Origin of the sequence: Micromonospora sp. NPDC048169, assembly GCF_040652815.1 — a bacterium.
Taxonomy (GTDB): Bacteria; Actinomycetota; Actinomycetes; order Mycobacteriales; family Micromonosporaceae; genus Micromonospora.
Genome location: NZ_JBEZMS010000034.1, coordinates 27,866 through 49,653, shown reverse-complemented (window position 1 = coordinate 49,653; position 21,788 = coordinate 27,866). Strand labels below are relative to the sequence as shown.

At 73.6% G+C, this 21,788-nt stretch carries 21 protein-coding genes; 8 read left to right on the top strand and 13 right to left on the bottom strand.

The window, feature by feature from the left end:
• Positions 1-98: 98 nt before the first annotated feature.
• From AB0D28_RS24045 to AB0D28_RS24020, 6 genes are all read right to left on the bottom strand, one after another.
• Entirely contained in the window at positions 99-305 is a 207-nt protein-coding gene (locus AB0D28_RS24045) for a hypothetical protein (protein ID WP_357389159.1), read from the bottom strand.
• Between the two features lie 100 nt (positions 306-405).
• Entirely contained in the window at positions 406-633 is a 228-nt protein-coding gene (locus AB0D28_RS24040; RefSeq protein WP_357389157.1) for a hypothetical protein, read from the bottom strand.
• A gap of 293 nt (positions 634-926) precedes the next feature.
• The gene (locus AB0D28_RS24035) at positions 927-1,457 is read right to left on the bottom strand and encodes a hypothetical protein (RefSeq protein ID WP_357389155.1); all 531 of its coding nucleotides are present in this window, start codon (positions 1,455-1,457) and stop codon (positions 927-929) included.
• A gap of 370 nt (positions 1,458-1,827) precedes the next feature.
• Positions 1,828-3,540, bottom strand: coding sequence for an ABC-F family ATP-binding cassette domain-containing protein (locus tag AB0D28_RS24030; RefSeq protein WP_357389153.1), 1,713 nt, complete (start codon positions 3,538-3,540; stop codon positions 1,828-1,830).
• Between the two features lie 201 nt (positions 3,541-3,741).
• A complete protein-coding gene (locus AB0D28_RS24025) occupies positions 3,742-5,589 on the bottom strand; it encodes a glycoside hydrolase family 15 protein (protein WP_357389151.1) in 1,848 nt (615 codons plus the stop codon).
• 74 nt (positions 5,590-5,663) lie between these two features.
• Positions 5,664-6,620, bottom strand: coding sequence for an NAD(P)/FAD-dependent oxidoreductase (locus AB0D28_RS24020; RefSeq protein WP_357389149.1), 957 nt, complete (start codon positions 6,618-6,620; stop codon positions 5,664-5,666).
• An 80-nt stretch (positions 6,621-6,700) separates the two neighbouring features.
• Here AB0D28_RS24020 and AB0D28_RS24015 point away from each other — a divergent pair, with 80 nt between their 5' ends.
• A complete protein-coding gene (locus AB0D28_RS24015; RefSeq protein ID WP_357389147.1) occupies positions 6,701-7,285 on the top strand; it encodes an XRE family transcriptional regulator in 585 nt (194 codons plus the stop codon).
• 1 nt (position 7,286) lies between these two features.
• On the opposite strand, the gene AB0D28_RS24010 is transcribed toward AB0D28_RS24015, so the two are convergent.
• Positions 7,287-8,714: an MFS transporter gene (locus AB0D28_RS24010; RefSeq protein ID WP_357389145.1), complete on the bottom strand. Its 1,428-nt coding sequence runs from the start codon at positions 8,712-8,714 to the stop codon at positions 7,287-7,289.
• A 74-nt stretch (positions 8,715-8,788) separates the two neighbouring features.
• Complete coding sequence (locus tag AB0D28_RS24005; RefSeq protein WP_357389143.1) at positions 8,789-9,247, bottom strand: MarR family winged helix-turn-helix transcriptional regulator; 459 nt, start codon at positions 9,245-9,247, stop codon at positions 8,789-8,791.
• 104 nt (positions 9,248-9,351) lie between these two features.
• Between AB0D28_RS24005 and AB0D28_RS24000 the strand changes: the two genes are divergently transcribed.
• Positions 9,352-10,227: a universal stress protein gene (locus AB0D28_RS24000; protein WP_357389141.1), complete on the top strand. Its 876-nt coding sequence runs from the start codon at positions 9,352-9,354 to the stop codon at positions 10,225-10,227.
• A gap of 196 nt (positions 10,228-10,423) precedes the next feature.
• Positions 10,424-11,638, top strand: a complete 1,215-nt coding sequence (locus AB0D28_RS23995) for an ROK family transcriptional regulator (RefSeq protein ID WP_357389139.1) — start codon at positions 10,424-10,426, stop codon at positions 11,636-11,638.
• A 14-nt stretch (positions 11,639-11,652) separates the two neighbouring features.
• Here the strand turns inward: AB0D28_RS23995 and AB0D28_RS23990 are convergent, their stop codons facing one another.
• Both AB0D28_RS23990 and AB0D28_RS23985 read right to left on the bottom strand, forming a co-directional pair.
• Positions 11,653-12,585, bottom strand: a complete 933-nt coding sequence (locus AB0D28_RS23990) for a phosphotransferase (RefSeq protein WP_357389137.1) — start codon at positions 12,583-12,585, stop codon at positions 11,653-11,655.
• A gap of 41 nt (positions 12,586-12,626) precedes the next feature.
• Complete coding sequence (locus AB0D28_RS23985; RefSeq protein ID WP_357389135.1) at positions 12,627-13,202, bottom strand: dihydrofolate reductase family protein; 576 nt, start codon at positions 13,200-13,202, stop codon at positions 12,627-12,629.
• Positions 13,203-13,294: 92 nt separating this feature from the next.
• Between AB0D28_RS23985 and AB0D28_RS23980 the strand changes: the two genes are divergently transcribed.
• Both AB0D28_RS23980 and AB0D28_RS23975 read left to right on the top strand, forming a co-directional pair.
• The gene (locus AB0D28_RS23980; RefSeq protein WP_357389133.1) at positions 13,295-13,873 is read left to right on the top strand and encodes a TetR family transcriptional regulator; all 579 of its coding nucleotides are present in this window, start codon (positions 13,295-13,297) and stop codon (positions 13,871-13,873) included.
• A gap of 74 nt (positions 13,874-13,947) precedes the next feature.
• The gene (locus AB0D28_RS23975; RefSeq protein WP_357389131.1) at positions 13,948-15,093 is read left to right on the top strand and encodes a polysaccharide pyruvyl transferase family protein; all 1,146 of its coding nucleotides are present in this window, start codon (positions 13,948-13,950) and stop codon (positions 15,091-15,093) included.
• A gap of 4 nt (positions 15,094-15,097) precedes the next feature.
• Here the strand turns inward: AB0D28_RS23975 and AB0D28_RS23970 are convergent, their stop codons facing one another.
• A complete protein-coding gene (locus AB0D28_RS23970) occupies positions 15,098-15,304 on the bottom strand; it encodes a hypothetical protein (protein WP_357389129.1) in 207 nt (68 codons plus the stop codon).
• 85 nt (positions 15,305-15,389) lie between these two features.
• Here AB0D28_RS23970 and AB0D28_RS23965 point away from each other — a divergent pair, with 85 nt between their 5' ends.
• On the top strand, positions 15,390-15,911 hold the full coding sequence (locus AB0D28_RS23965) for a DinB family protein (RefSeq protein ID WP_357389128.1): 522 nt from the start codon (positions 15,390-15,392) through the stop codon (positions 15,909-15,911).
• A 4-nt stretch (positions 15,912-15,915) separates the two neighbouring features.
• On the opposite strand, the gene AB0D28_RS23960 is transcribed toward AB0D28_RS23965, so the two are convergent.
• Complete coding sequence (locus AB0D28_RS23960) at positions 15,916-16,776, bottom strand: carbohydrate kinase family protein (RefSeq protein WP_357389126.1); 861 nt, start codon at positions 16,774-16,776, stop codon at positions 15,916-15,918.
• 82 nt (positions 16,777-16,858) lie between these two features.
• Between AB0D28_RS23960 and AB0D28_RS23955 the strand changes: the two genes are divergently transcribed.
• Both AB0D28_RS23955 and AB0D28_RS23950 read left to right on the top strand, forming a co-directional pair.
• Positions 16,859-20,140: a DEAD/DEAH box helicase gene (locus tag AB0D28_RS23955; protein WP_357389124.1), complete on the top strand. Its 3,282-nt coding sequence runs from the start codon at positions 16,859-16,861 to the stop codon at positions 20,138-20,140.
• The gene (locus tag AB0D28_RS23950) at positions 20,137-21,051 is read left to right on the top strand and encodes an SWIM zinc finger family protein (RefSeq protein WP_357389122.1); all 915 of its coding nucleotides are present in this window, start codon (positions 20,137-20,139) and stop codon (positions 21,049-21,051) included. The genes AB0D28_RS23955 and AB0D28_RS23950 overlap by 4 nt, the downstream gene beginning before the upstream one ends.
• Positions 21,052-21,102: 51 nt before the next feature.
• Here the strand turns inward: AB0D28_RS23950 and AB0D28_RS23945 are convergent, their stop codons facing one another.
• Positions 21,103-21,360 carry a DUF3040 domain-containing protein gene (locus AB0D28_RS23945; protein ID WP_354872192.1) on the bottom strand — a complete coding sequence of 86 codons (258 nt, stop codon included), beginning with the start codon at positions 21,358-21,360 and terminating at the stop codon, positions 21,103-21,105.
• Positions 21,361-21,788 lie beyond the last annotated feature (428 nt).

Sequence of the window (21,788 nt, the reverse complement as noted above, 5' to 3'; positions counted from 1 at the left end):
CGCCGCAGGCCGGATGGATCTGGTGGACGACCTGGAAGGACTACCTGGTAGCTCCGACGGATGTCTTCTTGCCCTGGCGCTGGAAGTTCCGGTCGAGGTCAGGAGCTCCAGCCGCCCACGCCGCCGCTCCCGGTGTTGCTGCCGTCCGAACGATTCCGGTGGTCGTCGAGCCGGCGGCGGGCCTCGGCGGATGCCCGGAGGTCGCGTACCCGGCGGCCGTCCACGCGTGTCTGCCGACGACGACGCAACAGGCCGGCGACGAACACGGCGGCCGCGATGACGAGTACGAGGATCACCCAGCGCATGTCGACCTCCCGGGGTCATATGCCTGCCCCCAGTGTCCGCAGCCGGTCAAGGGCCCGCTCCCTCGCGATCACCGCTGTTTGGCTCGCTCTCGGGAGCCGCTCAGGCTGGATGGTCGTGCAGGAACGACTGGGCCGCCGCCTTCGCGGCCGCGGTCGCCTCCTCCGTCTGGTCGAAGGCCGCGCCCCATCCGACGTACAGCTCGAAAAAGCGATCGGCCACGGGTCGCAGCTCCGGCAACCGGGATGTGGCCGCCTGGCAGTAGATCTCGTGCGCCAGGTCCTGGGCGTCACCCTCTCCCGCAACGATGCTCGCCGCTGCCTGACGCATGAGGTGCAGCCGAGCGCCGCGCTCGTCCGGCACCGGCGAGCGAGTTCGTCCATCGCCTGCCGGAACAGATCGACGGCCTCCCGCGACTGGCCCTTCGACAGGCCGGCAAGCTCACGCAGACCCGGCGAGTCGATGCCTCGGGTCAGAGCGTGAGCAGCCGCCATCGGCAGGGCTTCGCCGACCGGTTCGTCCATCGCCAGCCGGATGGCGAGGTCGCGCAGGTGCTCCACGCCCGAGAGGCTAGGCGACGGACGAGAACAGCGTCGACCGTCGCGATGAGGTGTAGCGCGGGGTCAGTGGATGCCCGCGGCGTGGAGGCGCCGGGTGGCGTCCGGGTCGATGCTGGTCCGCGCGAGCGAACCGGGCGCATCCGCGGAACCGGTGCTGAACGCGCTCACCACCAGCACGACGGACAGCACCGGCATGAACAGCGTCCGGACCAGCATGGCCCAGCACGCCTTGACGCCGATCCGGCTGCCGTCCTCGACCCGCACGAGCTGTGTGCCGGTGAGGACCGCGCCGAGCGCGCGGCCGTTGCCGTAGCAGAGGCCGTAGAGAACCGGCACCAGTACGAACAACGCGAGCACCGCCCCGGCGAGGGCACCGCCGGAGAGGGTCACGGCGCGGTCCACCACGGACAGGGCGACGACACCTACCGCGACAGCGAACAGGCACACCACGAAGTCGATGAGCCAGGACATGACCTGCGCCATCGTGCCGGCCTTGACATACAGCGTGCCGTTGCCGAACATCGCGATCCGCTTGGCCTTCCGGGCACCGAGCACGTGCTCTGCCTGCGCCTGGGCGGCTTCCAGTCGGGTCAACGGCCGGCCCGTGGCGCGGACTGTCACAGCGCTCTCCTGTTGTCGTCGCGAGCACGATGTGCGCCTCGCCTGGGTGCGGACACCCCGCCGTGCCGCATTCCGCTGGAGAGTAGTCGACGCGAGCACTGTTCATGTCCACTGGTCGAGGTGATGGTGCACCTGGACGTCACTGTGGATGCGGAGGCGGGAGCGGCGCGCCGAGTACGCCGGCGCGCCGGTGTCGCTGGCCCTCTACCTCGGCGCCTACCTCGTGGTCGCCGGCCGGCGCACCGCACCGCCGCTTCGTCGGGTGGACCCGGGAAGCCGGTCCGCACGAGCGATATGACTGAGAGGCATAAATATTCCTCTCAGTCATATCGGCTCGACGGCATCAATCTTCCGGCAGGCATGACCCTGTGTGACCGGATGGCCCGGCGTTGCCGGCGGTGAGCGGCAGCGTGGGCCAGGCCGCGAGGTCGTGGAGCATCTGCCGGTCGTGGGTGGCGACGACCACCGCGGCCCTGGTCGTCAGCAGGGCGGCGGTGAGGTCGTCGACGAGCGGCGCGGACAGGTGGTTCGTGGGTTCGTCGAGGATCAGCAGGTCGGGACGTTCGGCCAGGCGCAGTGCCAGGTTCAACCGCCGTTGCTGTCCGTGCGACATTCGGCCGACGGGGGTACGCCGGGCCTCGGCGTCGAGCAGGTTCGTCGCGCCCAGCGGCAGGGTCGTGCCGGCGCCGAGACGCCCGGTGGAGCGCAACCGGCCCACGTGCTGCTCGTACAGGTCGTGCGCGAGCAGCGCCGGTGGCCAGTCGGGCACCTCCTGACCGAGGTACGCGACGCGCGCCCCGGACAGGTGCCGGACCTCCCCGGTCGACGGCGTGAGGTCGCCGGCCAGCACGGAGAGCAGCGTGGACTTGCCGGCGCCGTTGGGTCCGGTCACCAGCAGGCGGTCCCCGCCGTCGAGCGTGAGCGTGACCCGGGTACGCAGGCGCCCGGCCACCGTGACGTCGTGGCATCGCAGGATCGGCAGGCCGGGGCGGGTGTCCAGCGGCGGCCAGCGCAGCGGCTGCGGTGGCTGCGGCACGGTGACGCGGTGCGCGTCGAGCGCCTCCTGCCGGCGTCGCAACGCCTGGACCAGTCCGGGCGCGCGGGACTGGCGCTGGTGCTTGCCGTGCCCCTTCTCCGGGCGCCAGCCGGTGCTGAGCCGGTCCCGCGCCTCCCGTACCCCGTCGGCCAGCCGCTGGTGCTCGGCCTGCTGGGCCTCGTGGTCGCGTACCCAGTGCGCGAAGTCGCGGCGGCGCCCGTCCTGCCAGGCGGCGTAGTCCCCGGCGTAGCGGCGCGGACGCCCGTCGGCGCTGGGGTCGAGGTCCAGGAACTCCGTGGCGACGTCCCGCAGCAGCGCGCGGTCGTGGGTCACCAGCACGACGCCGCCCGGATGGTCGCGCAGCCGCGCGGTGAGGAAGGCCAGGCTGTCCGCGTCGAGGTGGTTGGTCGGCTCGTCCAGCATCAGCAGGTCGACCCGCGCTCCCAGCAGGCACGCCAGGCGTACCCGGTAGCGCTGGCCGACGGACAGCGTGGCCAGCTCCCGGTCCCGGTCCGGGCAGGCGTCCAGGCCGGCCAGCGCCACGTCGACTCGCCGCTGCGCGTCCCAGGCGTCCAGGCGGGCCGCCGCGTCCAGGGCGGTCGCGTACGCGTCGTCCGCGCCCGCCCGGCCCTCGGTGAGCGCGATCGTGGCGTCGTCCAGCGCCCGCAACGCGCGTTCGAACTCCCGGATCGCCTCCCGGACCAGCGTGCCGACCGTCTCGCCGTGCCGTGACTCCAGGTTCTGCCGGGCGACGTCGATCGTGCCCAGCCGTTCCACGGTGCCCTGGTCGGGCGCGAGGAGGCCGGCCAGCACGTGCAGCAGCGTGGTCTTGCCGCGCCCGTTCTCGCCGACGACGGCCAGTCGGGAGGCGGCGGAGACGGTCACGCTGACGTCGGACAGCACGACCCGGCCGCCGCGTACGACGCGGACGCCGTCGGCCCGCACGTGCGCCCGGTGTCCGGCGGGCAGCGAACCGCCCGAGGTGGATGGGGAGGAAGGAATGTTGTCGAGGTTGCGCACAGTCCGCTCTTCGGCTCGTCGTGGAGCCGGGCAGCGCGAGGACACCGCCCGGCGGGAACGCCAGGACGGCGGAGCAGAGCTGGTACGTCAGAAGAAGCCGGTCACCCTGCCGCCGTCAGCGGAGGGACCAGGGCTTCATGACAGCGGCGAAGAACCTCATGCGATCAACAGTACCCGGGGCCGGGCCGGAGATCACCGGAATTACCGGCGGAGGCGGGCGGAGGCCTCGGCGTCGAGCAGGTCGTTCACCGCCAGCGCCGAGTTGATCAGCGCGAGGTGGCTGAACGCCTGCGGGTAGTTGCCGATCTGCTCACCGGTGGAGGCGATCTCCTCTGCGTAGAGGCCCAGGTGGTTGCTGAAGGTGAGCATCTTCTCCAGCGTGAGCCGGGCGTCGTCGAGCCGGCCGGAACGGGCCAGCGCCTCGACGTACCAGAACGTGCACATGTTGAAGGTGCCCTCGTGGCCGGGCAGCCCGTCGGGGGAGTGGACCGGGTCGTAGCGGTGGACCAGGCTGTCCGAGACCAGGTCCCGTTCGATCGACTCCAGGGTGGACATCCACAGCGGGTCGCTGGGCGTGACGAAGCCGACCGCCGGCATGTAGAGCAGGGCCGCGTCGAGCACGTTCTCGTCGTACGCCTGCACGAAGCTGCCGCGTTCCCGGTGGAAACCGCGGGCCATGACCTGGTTGTAGATCCGGTTGCGCTGCTCGATCCAGCAGCTCATGTCCCCGGGCCGGCCGGTGCGGCTGGCCAGCCGGATGGCCCGGTCCAGCGCCACCCAGGACATCACCCGGCCGAACGTGTAGTTGCGGGGATGGTGGCGGCTCTCCCAGATCCCGGCGTCGCGCTGGTCCCAGTTGTGGCAGACCCAGTCGATCAGGCGCACGGTGCTCTTCCACACCTGGTGCGACACACGGATGCCCTGCTCGTCGGCGAGGTGCATGGCGTAGAGCGCCTCGCCGTGGATATCGAGCTGGATCTGGTCGGCAGCGCCGTTGCCGATCCGCACCGGCCGCGAGCCCCGGTACCCCTCCAGGTGGTCGAGCACCTCCTCGTGCAGGTCCGAGGAGCCGTCGACCCGGTACATGATCTTCAGTGGGTCCTGGTGGTCGCCGGCCTCCCGGATGCGCTCGTCGAGCCAGTCCATGTACCGGCTGACCTCCTCGGTGAACCCGAGACCGAGCAGCGCGTGCACGGAGAACGAGGTGTCGCGTACCCAGGTGTAGCGGTAGTCCCAGTTGCGGGTGCCGCCGACCAGCTCGGGCAGCGCGGCGGTCGGCGCGGCGATCATCGCGCCGGTCGGCGCGTACGTCATGAGCTTGAGCGTGATGGCGGAGCGCTCGACCATCTCCCGCCAGCGGCCGGTGTAACGGGAGCGTTCGACCCAGCGCCGCCAGTAGTCCCGGGTCCACTCGAACATGCCCTGGACCTCTTCCGGCGGGATGGTCCGGGGTTCCTCTCCGCTGGTTTCCAGGACCACCCCGCCGGTGTCGCCCTCCTTCAGGGTGCCGTACGCGATCAGGTCGCCGTCCTCCATGCGGATCTCGCCGGTCTGTGCCCAGAGTTGCCGCACCGGGTCGATCGGGTTGAAGGCGAGCGTCTCCGACGGGCTGCGGAACAGGTAGCCATTGCGGTGCCGCTCCAACTCGTGGCTCTCGCGTGCGTAGTCGAAGCGGGGCCGGCACTCCACCCGGAAGCGCATGGTGCCGCGCACCATGTTGACCATGCGCACGATGCGGTGGGAGTCGGTGACGCGCTCGCCGGTGACCGGCATGAAGTCGATCACCTCGGCGACGCCGTCCGCGCTGATGAACCGGGTGATCAGGATCGGCGTGCCGGGCAGGTAGAGCTGCTTGGTGACGTACCGGACCTCGTGTGGGGCGATCTGGAAGAAGCCGCCCTTCTCCTTGTCCAGCAGCGCGGCGAAGATGCTCGGCGAGTCGAAGCGCGGCGCGCAGAACCAGTCGATCGTTCCGTCGCAGGTCACCAGCGCGGCGGTCTGCAGGTCGCCGATGAGCCCGTGATCCTCGATCGCCGGATAGCTCTTCACGTCGTCTCCCCGGTTCGGCTGCCCTCTCCGGCTCAACCTAAGGGAAGAATTGTCAGGTTAGGGGGGATTAGTGGTCACCCACTCTCCCGCGCGGCCCGCCGCGCCTCGACCGCCCGGCGGGTCTCCGCCTGCACCAGGTCCGCGTTGATCATCGCCGCGGTCCGGGCGCCCGCCGCCGCGGCGGCCCCGACCTGCGCCGACAGGTCGGTCACGTTGCCCGCCGCCCACACCCCGGAGACGTCGGTACGCCCCGACTCGTCGACCGGCAGGTACTCGCCCATCCCGCTGGGGTGCGGTTGCGGGCGCAGGCCCAGCCCGGCCAGGAACCCGGCCCGCGCCACCATCCGGGGCGCGACGGTGAGCACCTCACGCTCGACCGTGCGGCCGTCGCGCAGGCGTACCCCGGTCAGCCGGTCCCCGGCCGTCTCGATGGCCGCGACCTCGCCCTCGACCACCGGCACGCCGCGCGCGGCGAGCTGTTCGGCCTGTTCGCCGGTCAGTGGCGGCGCGGTGTGCCGCAGGTAGACCACGTCGTCGCTCCACTGCCGGAACAGCAGCGTCTGGTGCACCGACATCGGGCCGGTGCCGATCACCCCGATCGGCTGCTCGCGCACCTCCCAGCCGTGGCAGTACGGGCAGTGCACCAGGTCCCGCCCCCAGCGCTCACGCAGGCCGGGCACCTCCGGCAGCTCGTCGACCAGGCCGGTGGTGACGAGCACCTGGCCGGCGCGGAAGCGGCGGCCGTCGGCGAGCGCCACCGCGAACCCGTCGCCGTCCCGGTCCACCGTCTCGACCCGGCCCTCGGTCAGGTGCCCGCCGTAGCCGCGGACCTCGTCCCGGCCGCGCGCCAGCAGCTCGGCCGGCGGCACGCCGTCGTGCCCCAGCAGCGCGTGCACGCCGTCGGCGGATGCGTTGCGCGGCTCGCCGCCGTCCACCACCAGCACCGACCGGCGTGCCCGGGCCAGCATCAGCGCGCCGCTGAGCCCGGCCGCGCCGCCGCCGATCACCAGTACCTCGTAGTTCTCGGTCATCGTGACCACCTCCGCGACCAGCCTGCGACCGGGTCCGGCAGAACTGCAAACTCTGTTGCTGATGTGGCAAACTGGCAGGCATGGACGACGACCTCGACCAGGCCCTCGACGCGGTCGGCCCCCGGCTGCGCGCGCTGCGCCGCGAGCGGGAGACCACCCTCACCGACCTCTCCGCCGCCACCGGCATCTCGGTGAGCACGCTGTCCCGGCTGGAGTCCGGCGGTCGCAAGCCCACGCTGGAACTGCTGCTCCCGCTGGCCCGCGCGCACGGCGTCACGCTCGACGAGCTGGTCGGCGCCCCACCCACCGGCGACCCGCGCGTCCACCTGCGGCCGGTCGCCGCGCACGGGATGACCATGCTGCCGCTCACCCGCCGCGCCGGCGGCATCCAGGCGTACAAGCTGATCATCCCGGCCGGCGGGCGGTCCGAGCCCGAGCCGAAGACCCACGAGGGGTACGAGTGGGTCTACGTGCTGAACGGGCGGCTGCGGCTCGTGCTCGGCGAGCACGACCTGGTGATGGTGCCGGGTGAGGCGGCCGAGTTCGACACCCGCGTACCGCACTGGTTCGGCCGCGCCGACAGCGAGGGGGTGGAGTTCCTCAGCCTCTTCGGCAGCCAGGGCGAACGCGCCCACCTGCGCGCCCGCCCTCGCGCCTCCCGCTGACTCACCCCACAAGGGCCGGGGCGTCGGCGCGCTTCGCCGTGCGGGGGCGCAGCAGCGCGTACGCGAGCACGACGGCGACCACCACGAGCCCCGCGCCGACCGCGAACGCCGCGTGGAAGCCGCTGGTCAGTGCCGTGGCCCGGTCGTCGCCGAGCGCGGCCCGGCCCGCGGTGCGCGCGGCGGCCAGCGTGGACAGCACCGCGACCCCGAACGCCATCCCGAGTTGCTGGGTGGTGTTGAACAGCCCGGAGGCGAGACCGGCGTCCTCGGTGCGGGCGGCGGACATGCCGAGCGCGGTGAGCGCCGGCAGCACCAGCCCGAACCCGCCGGCCAGCAGCATCACCGGCAGCACGTCGGGCAGATACCGGCCGTCCACCGGCACCCGGGCCAGCAGCCCGAACATGGCCACCAGCAGGACGAGCCCGGCGGTCAGCACGGCTCGCTCGCCGAAGCGGGCGTTGAGCCGGGCCGAGACGCCGAGCGACACCGCGCCGATCACCACGGCGGCCGGCAGCAGCGCCAGCCCGGTGCGGGTGGCGTCGTAGCCGAGCACCTGCTGGAGGTAGAGCGTGACGAGGACCTGGAACGCGAACGTCGCGGCCACGGTGAGGACCTGCACCACGTTCGCCACCGCGACGCCGCGTGAGCGCAGCAGCCGCAGCGGCATGAGCGGGCGGCGCGCGGTGGCCTGCCGGGCCACGAACCCGGCGACCAGCGCGACGGCGAGCGCGCCCAGGCCGAGCGTGTGCGCCGACGTCACCCCGTACCGCTCGATGGTGACCACCGTGTAGATGCCGAGGACCAGCCCGGCGGTGACCAGCAGCGCGCCCGCCACGTCGGCTCCGGCGGCCAGGCCCAGACCACGGTCCGCGGGCAGCGTGCGGACCGCGAGGACGATGGTGGCCAGCCCGATCGGCAGGTTGATCAGGAAGATCCAGTGCCAGCCCAGCGCGTCGGTGAGCAGGCCGCCGGCGACCTGTCCGATGGCTGCCCCGGCCGCGCCGGTGAAGGCGAACACGGCGAAGGCCCAGGCTCGCCCGGCGGCGTCGGGAAAGAGCGTGACGAGGATGCCGAGGCTGACCGCCGTCGCCGCCGCGCTGCCGACGCCCTGGAGGAAGCGGGCCGCGACGAGCGTGGCGCTGTTCGTCGCCAGCCCGGCCAGCGCGGAGGCGGCGGTGAACAGCGCGGTGCCGCCGAGGAACATCGCCCGGCGCCCGATCAGGTCGCCGAGCCGGCCGGCGAGCAGGAGGAGGCTGCCGAACGCGATCAGGTACGCGTTCACCACCCAGCTCAGGCCGGCCGGGGAGAAGCGCAGGTCGCGCTGGATGGCCGGCATCGCCACGGTGACGATGCTGCCGTCCAGGATGGTCATCAGGGTGCCGGTGGCGAGCACGCCGAGGGCGAGCCGGCGGGAGCGGGGAGCGGACATGGAGTCCTCCTGTCGAGAGGTGCGACAGGAGAGACCGTAACGGATTGTTCCGTTACAGACAATCTATTGGGGAACTATTGGCGGGCGCGGCGCGCCGGTTTCGGGCTCTGCACCGGCGTGGCCAGGTGCCCGGCGGTCAGGCGCCGCAGCGCGCGCAGGAAGACCTCCCGCTCGTCGTCCGGCAGGCTCGCCAGCGTCTCGGCGTGCACCCGGTCGACGATCTCCTGGCTGCGGGCGGCCACCCGGGCGCCCTCCTCGGTCACCGCGATAATCCGCGCCCGCCGGTCGGTACGCGACGGGCGCCGCTCGGCCAGCCCGGCCCGCTCCAGCGCGTCCACCGTCACCACCATCGTCGTCTTGTCCATGTCGCCCATCTCGGCGAGCTGGATCTGCGTACGCTCCTCGGGCAGCGCATGTGCGAGCACACAGTGCATCCGGGCGGTCAGCCCGATCTCGGCGAGCGCCGCCGCCACCCGCGTACGCAACACGTGGCTGGTGTGGTCGAGGAGGTACGACAGGTCCGGGCTGCTCATCCGCCCAGCGTACCGATGCTTCCGTGCCGGACGATCCGGCTCGGACCCGGTCCGGGCCCGGATACGATCTTGTGAGAAGTCGTCGGCGAGAGGGGTTTGGTGCGGTGAGCGACGTGCAGGTCAGGCAAGTGGTGGTGGGTTACGACGGGTCTCCGGCCGCCAGTGCCGCTATCGAGGCGGGAGCGCTGCTGTTCCCCGGCGCGCACGCGTGGATCGGGCACCTGTGGACACCCCCGTTCGCCAGCGAGGAACTGCGCAAGCGGCTCTGGACCGGCAACCGCAACATCAACGTGTTCGTGGAGGCCATCGAGCGCGAGGGCGGCCGGGAGGCCGACCGGATGACAGCGGTCGGCGTGATGCTGGGCCGCGCCGCCGGCTGGGACGCCGAGCCGCTCGTGTGCCGCAGCTACGGCGGTGAGGGGCTCCGGCTCGCCGAGCTGGCCGACGAGAAGCAGGCCGACGTGCTGCTGCTCGGCTCACGCGGCCTCGGCGGCGCCCGCGCGGTGCTCGGCAGCGTCTCCGACATGGCAGTGCACTACAGCCCGCGTCCCGTGCTCGTGGTGCCGCACCCGCTGCTGACCGACGAGCACGACGCGCTCGCCGCCGGGCCGGTGGTGGTCGGCTGGGACGCCTCGACCGGGTCCGAGGCCGCGCTCGCGGCCGCCCGCCGTCTCCTCCCCGAGCGGGAGATCGTCCTGGTCGCCGTTGACGGCGACGAGGGGGACACGCCGGAGACCCTCGACGGGCAGCCGGTGACCACCGTGCGGGTCCGCGCCGGTGGTGGCGCGCCCGGGCGCGCGGTGGCCGAGGCGCTCTCCACGGTCGCCACCGAGCGTAAGGCGAGCCTGGTGGTGGTCGGCTCGCGCGGACGGACGGCGGTCCGCAAGATCCTGCTCGGCAGCGTCGCCATGGCCACCCTGCACCGCGCGCACCGGCCGGTGCTCGTGGTGCCGCAGAGCCCGGTCCGCGAGGCGGAGTAACCCTTCTCCGGCGCTGTTCGCCGTGCGGGTGGAACGCCGTGGGTGTCTCCGGAACCGGGAGGCACCCGTGGTGTTCCACTCGCCGTCCGGCGCGCGGGACCCGCTGCCGGGTGAGCGGTCTGCACGCTGGCAGCGGTCGATGTGTGGCCACTATCCTCGGTCGTGGAGAGCCAGTCGCCATCCGACGGAGTTGTCGATGCTGAAAGGTCTGGCAGCAGACCGGCACGCGCAGGGGGACAGCCGCCGGCTCAACCTCGGCGCGCTGCTGCGGCGTGTCCACCTCACCGGCCCGGTGACGCGGGTCGAGCTGGCCGACTGGATGGGCGTCAACCGCAGCACGGTCATGGGGCTCACCGCGGAACTGGCGGCGGCCGGCCTGGTCCGGGAGGTGACGGCGGGCGGCAGTGGCCGGGCCGGGCGTCCCTCGCGAGTGGTGCGTCCCGCCTCCGACACCGTCTACGTCCTGGCCTTCGACATCGCCGTGGACCGGCTCGTGGCCGCCCGCGTCGGGCTCGGCGGGGTGGTGTCGGCACGGCTGGAGGCGGAGCGCCCACGTGCCGGGGCCGACCTCGACTCCGTGGTCTCGGTGCTCGCCGACTTCGGGCGGGCCCTGCACCACGCCGCGCCACCCGGGTCGGTGTGCGTGGGTGTGGGCGCCTCCTACTGCGGCATGATCCGGCCGGGCGACGGGATGGTCCGGTTCGGACCGGACATGGGGTGGGTGGACCAGGCGTTCGGCGCCGAGCTGGCGCGGCGGCTGGATCTGGGCCTGCCGGTCCTGGTCGGCAACGAGGCGCACCTCGGTGCGCTGGCCGAGCATCAGCGCGGGGCCGGCGTCGGCGTGCAGAACCTGGTCTACCTGCACGGTGACGTGGGTGTCGGCGGCGGCATCATCGTGGGCGGGGAACTGCTCGACGGCGACGGCGGGTACGCCTCCGAGGTGGGGCACATGCTCGTGAACCCGTACCAGGGGCGGCCCTGCGGCTGCGGCTCGCGCGGGTGCCTGGAGGCCGAGGTGGGGGAGCGGGCGCTGCTCGACGTGGCCGGCCGCCCGGCGCGGGAGAAGGGGCGCGAGGCGGTACGGGCGGTCGTCGCCGCCGCCGCGCGGGGCGAACCCGCAGCCCAGGACGCGCTGCGGCACATCGGTGACTGGCTGGGCATCGGCGTGGCGAACGTGATCAATTTGTTCAACCCCGGCGTGGTGATCTTCGGCGGCACGCTGAGCGAGGTCTTCCCCGCCTCGGCGGCGCACGTACGCAGCCGGATCGCCGCCAACGTGCTGCCCATCTCCCGCGACAAGGCCCGCCTGCGCGTCTCCGCACTCGGCTACGACGCGACCTTGATCGGCGCCGCCGAACTGGGCTTCTCCCCGTTGTTCGCCGACCCCCTCGGCACCCCCGCCCGCGCATAGCCACGCGGGGCGGGTCAGGAGGGCAGGCGGTGGGTCAGCCAGGAGAGCAGGGACTCGCCCTGTAGGCGCTGGAACGCGCGTACGGTCGGGATGCCGGGTGGTGGGGGCTGGCGGGCGCCGTCGAGGAAGAAGCCGGTGAACCCGGCCAGCACTCCGGTCAGGTCGGCCGCGTCGACATCAGCCGTCAGCCGTCGGGCGGCCAGCAGCGCGTCGGGGTCGTGGCCGCCGTACACCTGCACGTTGACGACGGTGAGCAGGGTGTCCAACCAGGCCGGCCCGCGACAGGCCCAGGGCCAGTCGACGACGGTGACCGACCCGTCCGGGCCGAGCAGCAGGTTGTCGGCGCGTACGTCGACGTGGCAGAGCGTGTCGCCGGTGAGCGCGGCCAGTCCCCGGTCGGCGGCGGCGCACAGTTCGGGCAGGTGGGACCGGGCCCACGGGTCGAGGCCGGCCGGCGGGTCGGCGGCGAGGCGTCGCCACCCGCCGAAGTCGTGCGCGAGTAGTTCGGCGGCGGTGGGCACGCTCACGCCGGCGGGTGCCGGAGTGAGCGCGGCGGCCATGGCCTCCAGCGTGGACAGCACGGCGGCCAGCTCGTCAGCCCGCCACGGGGTGGCCGGGTGCCGGCCCTCCACGTCGGTGAGGACGAGCGCTATCCAGTCGCCGTCGTCGTAGCTGCCGAGCAGCCGGGGTGCGGGCGCGCCCGGCGGCAGGGCGGCGGTGATCCGTGCCTCGGCGCGGTACAGGCCGGGGCTGCGGTCGTTCTGCGCCGGGCTGACCGCCTTGACGAAGGCCCGGCCGCCACCCGCGGTACGGACCCGGTCGGCGGTGCCGGGGGAGAAGCCGCCCGGCTGTGACACCGCCGCCACCACCCGGTCGCCGAGGACGGCCTCGACGGCGTCGCGGACGTGCGCGGGCAGTTCGGGCCAGTGCAGCCGGATCTTCGTCACCGCTACACGGTGCGTGCCGCCCGCCGTCCGGGGCAAGCGGGTTAACCGTTGCGCGTGTAGCGCAGGACCACCACGCCGGAGTCGAACGGACGCGTCGAGGTGAGCGTGAGCCGCCGCGTGTCGAAGCCGCTGTCGACGAGCTTGATGCCGCTGCCGACGAGCACCGGGTTGAGCTTGACCACCAGCTCGTCGATCTCGTCGAGGAGCTGACCGGCGAGCTGCCCGCCGCCGCAGAGCCAGACGTCACGCCCGGGCCGGCTCTTCAGCTCGCCGACGAAGGCGGCCGGGTCGCCGTCGACGACGTGCACGTCCGGGTAGTCGGCAGGGGGCAGGGAGCGGCTGAACACGTACTGCTCCAGGTGCGCGTACGGGCTTGTCACCCCGATCTTCAGGCCGGGCTCGTAGGTGCCACGGCCCATCAGCACGGTGTCGAAGCGCCCGTTCGGCGGGGAGTCGACGCCGAGCTGGGCGTGGGCGAACGTGGGCAGCGTCTGGGGCCACTCGGCCACCAGGTAGGGCGCCACGTCGGGCATCAGCGGGAGGAAGTCGAACGACCCGTCGGGCGCGGCGATGAAGCCGTCGAGGGTGCTGGCGACGAAGTAGACGAGCTTGCGCAAACCGGCTCCGATGTCCGAGGTGATCCACGACGGCTGTCGTGGTTCGGTGGCGAATCTACAACACCTGTCGTGGTTGTTGCTAGTGTGTTCGCGTGGCCAGGAACCCGGAACGCCGTACCCTGCTCGCCGACGCCGGCCTGCGGGTGCTCGCCGACGCGGGCGCGCGCGGGCTGACCCACCGCGCGGTCGACGCCGAGGCGGGCGTGCCCACCGGCACCACCTCGAACTACTTCCCGTCCCGCGCCGCGCTGCTCGCCGGCCTCGCCGAACGGATCTTCGACCGGATCGCGCCCGACCCGGCCGTGCTGGCCGACCTCGGCCGCCGCGAGCCGTCGCTCGCGCTGATGACCGACTACCTGCGCGACATCGTCACCCGCACCACCCGCGAGCCGGGCCTCACCCGGGCGCTGTTCGAGCTGCGGCTGGAGGCCGCGCGCCGCCCCGAGTTGCGGTCCGCGCTCGGCGGCGTGCTGCGCCAGGGGTACGCGGACGACGTCGCCCACCACGCCGCCGCCGGGCTACCAGGCGGGGCGTACGAGGTGGCGCTGCTGCACTACGCGGTCGACGGGCTCCTGCTCGACCTGCTCACCACCTCGATCGACGCCGGTTTCGACACCGATCAGGTGGTCTCGGACCTCGTCTCCCGTCTGGTCGGCGACACCACCGGTTGAGCGTCCTCGCCGCGCGTTAACCCGGGGTGGCCAGCGGGAACGCTGGCCCGGACGCCCCTGGGAAGGAGCAACGGATGAGGGAACGCACCGGACTGACCATCGGCGTGCTCGGCTCCTACGGCGGACGCAACCTCGGCGACGAGGCGATCCTCACGGGTCTGCTGGACGATCTGCGCCGCCACGAGCCCAACGCCCGGATCATCGTCTTCTCCCGCAACCCGGCGCACACCGCGCTGGCCCACCCGGAGGTCGAGGCGGTGCCGTGGGAGGGCGTCAGCCGGGTCGACTCGTCCCCGGTGCTCAACCAGCTCGACCTGCTCATCCTCGGCGGCGGCGGGATCCTCTACGACAAGGAGGCCCGGCGCTACCTGCGGGTGGTCCGGGTGGCCCAGGAACGAGGGCTGCCGCTGCTCACGTACGCGGTAGGGGTCGGCCCGCTCACCGACACGCTGGACAGCGGCATGGTGCGCGAGACGCTGGCGCAGGCAGTCGAGGTGACAGTCCGCGACCAGGAGTCCCGGATGGTGCTGGAGGAGGCGGGCCTGGTGAACCCGATCACCGTCACCGCCGACCCGGCGTTCCTGCTCGAACCGGAGGAGTTCCCCCAGCAGTGGCTGCGTGACGAGGGCGTACCGGCCGGCTCCCGGCTGGTCGGGCTCAGCGTGCGCGAGCCGGGCCGGGCCGCCGAACGGCTCGACGTGGACGGCTACCACCGCCTGTTGGCGCAGATCGGTGACTTCCTGGTGCACCGGATCGACGCGTACGTGCTGTTCGTGCCGATGGAGCGGGACGACATCCGGCACTCCCACGGCGTGCTGTCGCACATGACCGCCGCCGACCGGGGCCGGATCCTGCACGGCGACTACCGTCCGGCGCAGATCCTCGGGCTGATGCGCCACTTCGACCTCGCGGTCGGCATGCGCCTGCACTTCCTGATCTTCGCGGCCATGATGGGCACGCCGTTCCTGCCGCTGCCGTACGCCGGAAAGGTCTTCGACCTGGCCCAGCGGCTCGGTGTGCCGGCGCTGCGCGGCGTGGAACGGGAGGTGGAGGGGCCGTTGCTGGCCGAGGTGGACCGGTTGTGGGACGAGCGGGCGGCCCGGGCCGAGGCGACCGCGCGCCGGGTCGCGGAGGTCTGCGAGCAGGCGCGCGGCACCTCGCAGGTGACCCGCAGCGTGCTGGACAGCATCCGGGCCCGCACGCTGACGCACGCGGGATGAGCCGTCAGACCGCCGGGCCGCGCCAGGCGTAGACCCACTCCTGCCCCGGCCGGTCGTCCGACTCCAGCTCGTAGATCTGCGCCTCCGCCAGACCCTGCGCCCCGAGGTGGTGGTGGGTCAGGGGCGGACGGCCGTTGCCGTCCAGCTCGACGGTGACGGTCTCGCCGTCGGCCGCGCCGCCCACCAGAGGGATCTGCACCGAGGAAGCCATGCGCCCATCCTGCCCCGGCCGGCCCGGCCGCGCAGGGGATCACGCGGGGCAGCGGGCCGAGCACACCGCGTACTAGGGTGCGGGAATGGCGCACCCGACGATCGATCCGACACTCGGTCCGGTCCTCGCCCGCACGGGCGGCGAGCGGGCGATCCTCGACGCGTTCCTCGACTTCCACCGGGCCACCGTGCTGCGCAAGGTGCGCGGCCTGACCGACGCCGACGCCACCCGGCGTCTGGTGCCTTCGCTGACCACCCTTGCCGGGCTGCTCCAGCACCTGACGGTGGTCGAGGGGAACTGGTTCCGCTGCCTGTTCGACCCCGAGCCGGGCGACGTCTACGTCACCTCCCAGGCCGACGCCGACGCCAGCTTCGCGCTGCGCCCCGGCGACACAGTCGAGGCGCTCGCCGCCGCCTACGAGACGGCGTGCGAACAGTCCCGCCGGGTCGCCGCGCGGTTCGACCTCGACCATGTGGTGCCGCACCCGCAGCTCGGCGAGGTGTCGCTGCGCTGGGTGCTGGTGCACCTGGTCGAGGAGACCGCCCGGCACGCCGGGCACGCCGACATCCTGCGCGAGCTGACCGACGGCGAGACCGGCGCGATCTGACGGGTCACTCGCGGGGCAGCAGCCCGTCCGGGTACTCCATCCCGTCGTGCGTGCACGCGGCGGCAGCCACCCGTGCGGCGTACCGGGCCGCGTCGAGGACGTCCGCGCCACGCAGCCGGGCGGCGATCACCCCGGCCGCGAACGCGTCCCCGGCGCCGTTGGTGTCCACCACCGGCCCCGGCGGGGTGGCAGCTGGGACGTGCGCCGGCGGCGCGCCGGGGGTGTGCAGGGTCGCGCCGGCCGCCCCGCCGGTCACCAGCACCGTGCGCGGCGCCAGCCCGGCCGCCTCCGTCCCGGCCCGCTCGCCGAGCCGCGTGTCGCTGACGAAGACCAGGTCCGCGATCCGGGCGAACGGGCGGTGGTAGTCGTTCTCGCCGTCCCAGTCGTGCAGGTCGGTGGAGACCGACGAGGCGGCACGCAGCACCGGCAGGGCGTCCCGGGCCCAATCCATGATCGACAGGTGAACGTGGGCCGCCTCGGCGACCAGCGCCGCCAGCTCCGCCTCAGCGAACGGCGCCAGCCCCGACCACGGGCGCGGATCGTGCAGCGACATCCGCCGGCCGTCCGGGTCGACCAGGTTCACCGAGCGGCGGGTGCCGGCCGGCGCGTCGGCCAGTGTGGTCCGGATCGAGGTACGCGCCAGCGCCGCCCGCACCACGTCACCGGCCGGGTCGGCGCCCAGCACGTCGACGAGCGCCACCCGCAGGCCGAGCGCGTGCGCGGCCAGGGCCACGCCGGAGCCGGTGTTGCCGATCCGCAGGTCGATCGGGGGCACCAGCAGCGAGTCGGCCACCGGTGGCGGCAGGGCGGGCACCCGGGCACGGATGTCCACGCCGAGTCCGCCGATCACGAGAAGGTCGACCATGGCGCCGACGATATCCGCGCCCGGCGGCCTATCCTGACTCCCCGGGGCGCCGTCCTTCCGCCCCGGGTTGCGAGGGGGAGCAGTGCTGGTCATCCACGGGTTGTGGCTGCCCGGCGCCGGACTCGCCCTGTGGGCCGAGGACAGCACGCTCCCGGCCCGCGCGCCGCGCCGCCCCGGCCGCGTGCCGCGTGAGCGCCCGCACCCGTTCGCCGCCGACCACGCCACGCTCGCCGCCGCGCTCGACGGCATGCCGGGCGAGCCGGTCTCCGTCCTGCTGGACCTGCCGACCCGGGCCGGCTCGCCGCTGGACTCGCCGGAGCTGGTCCGGGCCACAGTCACCGAACCGGTCCGCGGCCCGGTCACCCGCGCCGGATGGCGGGCACCCGCCCTGGCGTACGCCCCGGACGCCGCGTACGCGTTGCTGCGCGCCCCGATGCCGGGCCCGGCCGGGGCGAGCCTGCGTCACCTGTGCGAACTGGCAGACTTCGCCGCCGATCTGGTGACCCGCGGCCGGCTGCTGCCGGTCGCGCTGGAGGCGTACCCCATTGGTGTGGCCGACGGAGGGCCGGCCTTGACCGGCGGACGGACCTCGGCGCGGCGGTCACCGACGGTCCCGGGCGTCGCCGGCTCGGACGGGGCGGCGGCCGGGCGGCGGTCCGTGGGGGCGGGTGCGGCCGGTGCGGTCTCGGGTGTCGCGGGGGCCGGGCGGCGGCTGCGGGCCGTGGGCGCGGACGACGTGGCGATGGGATGGGCGCTCTGGCGGCCGCTGCTCACCGGCACCGACGCGGCCTGGGCGCGTGACCTGGCGCTGGCGTTGCCACCGGCGGCCCGCGCCGCCCGGGAGTGGCGACCGGAGCCTCCGCTGAGCGGGTCTGCCGCGACGACGACGGACGCGTGGGACGGGCGGGCCGACGACGTCGGGGCCGGTGCGCTGGTGGCGGAGGCGCTGGACGCGCTCGTCGACGCCGCCGCCCGGGTGGCGCTGGCCGACACCCGGCTGCACCGGGGGATGCGCCCGGTCGGCGCGGTGCCGCGCTGGCTGGCCGCGCTCACCGGACCGGAACGCGCCTTCCCGGCCGAGCCGGACGCGCTGGCGACGCTGCGCGAGGAAATGGACGCCTGGCAGCGCGACGCCGCGGGCGGCGCGGTACGGGCCACGTTCCGCCTGGTCGAACCGGCCGTCGACCCGGTCGCCGAACTGGTCGAGGATGCGGTCTGGCGGGTCGAGTTCGGCCTGCACCCCGCCGACGAGCCGGGGCTCGTGGTGGACGCCGCGCACATCTGGCAGCGGCCCGCGCCCGCGCTCGCCGCCCGGGGCGTGGAGCCGCAGGAGACGCTTCTCGCCGAGCTGGGCCGGGCCAGCCGGCTATGGCCGGAGGTGGACGTCGCGCTGCGTACCGCCGCGCCGGAGGGCATGGAGCTGGACGCCGAGGGCGCGCACCGGTTCCTGCGCGACGGCGCCCCGGTGCTGCACGCGGCCGGGTTCGGGGTGCTGCTGCCGTCGTGGTGGCGGCGTTCCTCGTCCCGGCTGGGAGCACGGTTGCGGGCGCGCAGCCGTACCGCGCCGGGTGCGGTCGCCACCACCGCCGGGAAGCTGGGGCTGGACGCGCTCGTCGACTACCGCTGGGAGCTGGCGCTCGGCGACCAGCCGCTGACCGCCGAGGAACTGGCGTCGCTGGCCGACCTGAAGTCGCCGCTGGTCCGGCTGCGCGGCCGGTGGGTCGAGCTGGACCCGCAGCGGCTGGAGGCGGGGCTGAAGCTGCTGCGCTCCTCCGGCGAGCTGACGGTGGCCGACCTGCTGCGGATGGGCCTGTCCGGCGACGACAACGCCGGTGAACTGCCGGTGCTGGACGTCGTCGCCGACGGCGCGCTGGGCGAGCTGCTGGCCGGTGAGGCGGAGCGGCGGCTCACCCCGGCCGACCCGCCGCCGGGCTTCAGCGGGACGCTGCGGCCGTACCAGCGGCGTGGACTGGCCTGGCTGGCGTTCCTCCAGTCGCTCGGACTCGGCGGGATCCTCGCCGACGACATGGGCCTGGGCAAGACCGTGCAACTGCTCGCACTGCTCGCCGGTGACCCGCCGGAGACCGGGCCCACGCTGCTTGTCTGCCCGATGTCGCTGGTCGGCAACTGGCAGCGGGAGGCGGCGAAGTTCGCCCCCGGGCTGCGGGTGCACGTGCACCACGGCGCCGAGCGGGCCCGGGGCGAGGGCTTCGCCGCCGCCGTCGGGGAGGCGGATCTGGTGCTCACCACGTACTCGGTGGCGGCCCGGGACGCGTTCGAGCTCGCCGGCGTCGACTGGCACCGGGTGGTGGTGGACGAGGCACAGGCGATCAAGAACGCCGCGACCCGGCAGGCCGAGGCGGTCCGGTCGCTGCCCGCGCGGCACCGGGTCGCGGTCACCGGTACGCCGGTGGAGAACCGGCTGGCCGACCTCTGGTCCATCATGCAGTTCGCGAACCCGGGGCTGCTCGGCCCGGCCGCCACGTTCCGCAAGCGCTTCGCCGAACCGATCGAGCGGCACGGCGACGCCGAGGTGGCCGAGCGGCTGCGCCGGATCACCGGCCCGTTCGTGCTGCGCCGCCTCAAGACCGACCCGACGATCATCACCGACCTGCCGGAGAAGCTGGAGATGGAGGTGGTCTGCAACCTCACCGCCGAGCAGGCCGCGCTCTACCGCGCAGTGGTCGACGACATGATGGCGAAGATCGAGTCCAGCGACGGGATCGAGCGGCGCGGGCTGGTGCTGGCCACCATGACCCGGCTCAAGCAGGTCTGCAACCATCCCGCCCAGCTGCTGCACGACGGCTCCGCGCTGGACGGCCGGTCCGGCAAGCTGGAACGCCTCGACGAGATCGTCGACGAGGTGCTCGCGGCGGGGGAGCAGGCGCTGCTGTTCACCCAGTACGCCGAGTTCGGCGGCATGCTGCGCGGGCACCTGTCGGCGCGTACCGGCCGGGAGGTGCTGCTGCTGCACGGCGGCGTCGGCAAGGCCGAACGGGACGCCATGGTGACCCGGTTCCAGTCGCCGCAGGGGCCGCCGCTGTTCGTCCTTTCGCTCAAGGCCGGCGGCACCGGGCTCACGCTGACCGCCGCCAACCACGTGGTGCACGTGGACAGGTGGTGGAACCCGGCCGTCGAGGACCAGGCCACCGACCGGGCGTTCCGCATCGGACAGCGCCGCCGCGTCCAGGTACGCAAGTTCGTCTGCGCCGGCACCGTCGAGGAGAAGGTGGCCGCGATGATCGCCGACAAGCGCAGCCTGGCCCGCTCGGTGGTGGGCAGCGGCGAGCAGTGGGTCACCGAGCTGTCGACCGAGACGCTGCGCGACCTGTTCCGGCTGGAGTCCGGGGCGGTGGTCGAGTGAGCCCCGGTTTTGACGACTACGGTCCGCCGGTACGGGTCGAGGGCGGGCTACGGGCGCGCAGCACCCGGGGCGCGATCGGGCAGTCCTGGTGGTCCCGGCGGTTCGTGGAGGTGCTGGAGTCGTTCGCGCTGGGCTCCCGGCTCACCCGCGGCCGGGCGTACGCGCGCCGTGGGCAGGTGCTCCGGCTGGACGTGTCACCGGGAACCGTCACCGCCGAGGTGCAGGGCTCCCGGCCGCGTCCCTACCCGGTGCGGATCGGGCTGGCCGCGTACCCGGAGAAGACGTGGCGGCGGATCGAGGCGGAGCTGGCCGGGCAGGCGTTCTTCAGCGCCCGGCTGCTCGCCGGTGACCTGCCGGCCGAACTGGAGGAGCTGTTCGCCGAGGCGGGCGCGCCGCTGTTCCCGGCCGACGTCGACGAACTCGACCAGCGGTGCGGCTGCCCCGACTTCGCGGTGCCGTGCAAACACTTGGCGGCCACGTTCTACCTGCTCGCCGAGGCGTTCGACGCGGACCCGTTCCACCTGCTGCACTGGCGCGGACGGTCCCGCGCCGACCTGCTGGACCGGCTGCGTACGCTGCGCGGCGCTCACCCCGGCTCGGCCGGGACCGGCGGTACGGACCGGGCCGGCGGCGCGGATGGGATTGGCGGCGCGGCGCGTGCCCTGGCCGGGTTGCCGGCGGTCGAGCCGGACGACGAGCTGGACCGGTTCTGGCTGGCGCCGGTGGCGCTGCCGGACCGGCCACCCACGCTCGCCACCGGCCCGGAGCTGCTGTTGCGTCAGCTCGGGCCGCCCGGGGCCGCAGTCGGCGGGCCGGGCCTGGCCGAGCGGCTGCGCCGGGCGTACCGGGAGTTCGGCAGCGGCGGAGCCGCGTCCCCCAGGGAGTTCGGTCGCGCCGAAGGCGAGTGTTAACAGGGGGCCCTTCCTCTACCGAATGCGTTAAGAAGGGGCCCTTCCTTACGCCTACAGCAAGCGGCGGCGGAAGCGCCACATCACCGCGGCGTTGGCGACCAGCACCACCGCGCAGATCGCCCCGGCCAGCCGCCCGACGAGCACTGTCATCGCCGGCAGCGAGGCCCACAGCACGATCGTCAACAGCATCATGTACCGGCCCCGGCGGCCCTTGGCCCGGTTGTTCAACCGGGCGAAGAACCGTGGGTCACTCTCCCGTAGATGGCGGGTGATCTGTTCGAACCTGCGCTGATCCTCTTGGCTGAGCATGGCGGTGCCTTCCCCTCACGGCTTCAGCGGTTCGGCGGCATACCCGGATCGGAGGCCGGTCACGCGCCGCCGCTGCTGCTGTTTCGGCGGGCCGGACAGGCGGAACGAGGTTCTCAGCGCAGGCTTATCCGTACCTTAAGTTTCGGTGAGGTGGTGAACGCGCCCGGCGGCGTCGCCGGGGTGCGAAACCTCGCATCCGGTCGGTGCGGGCCCGGGTCGTCCCTGCTCCGGAAGCCGCCGTGCGCCGGCCGTCGCGACCGGTCTCTCCCGTCGGTTCTCAGCACTGTCTTAAGTGCGCTCACGAGCGCGTTCGGCGCGCCTTGAGTGGCCGGGACGGCATGGCTACTTTCCCGTAGGCAACTTCTCCGGCAACCGTCGCCGCCCCTGCGTCACCCGACCCCCCGGGTGGCAGCGTGCCGGCGCTCGAA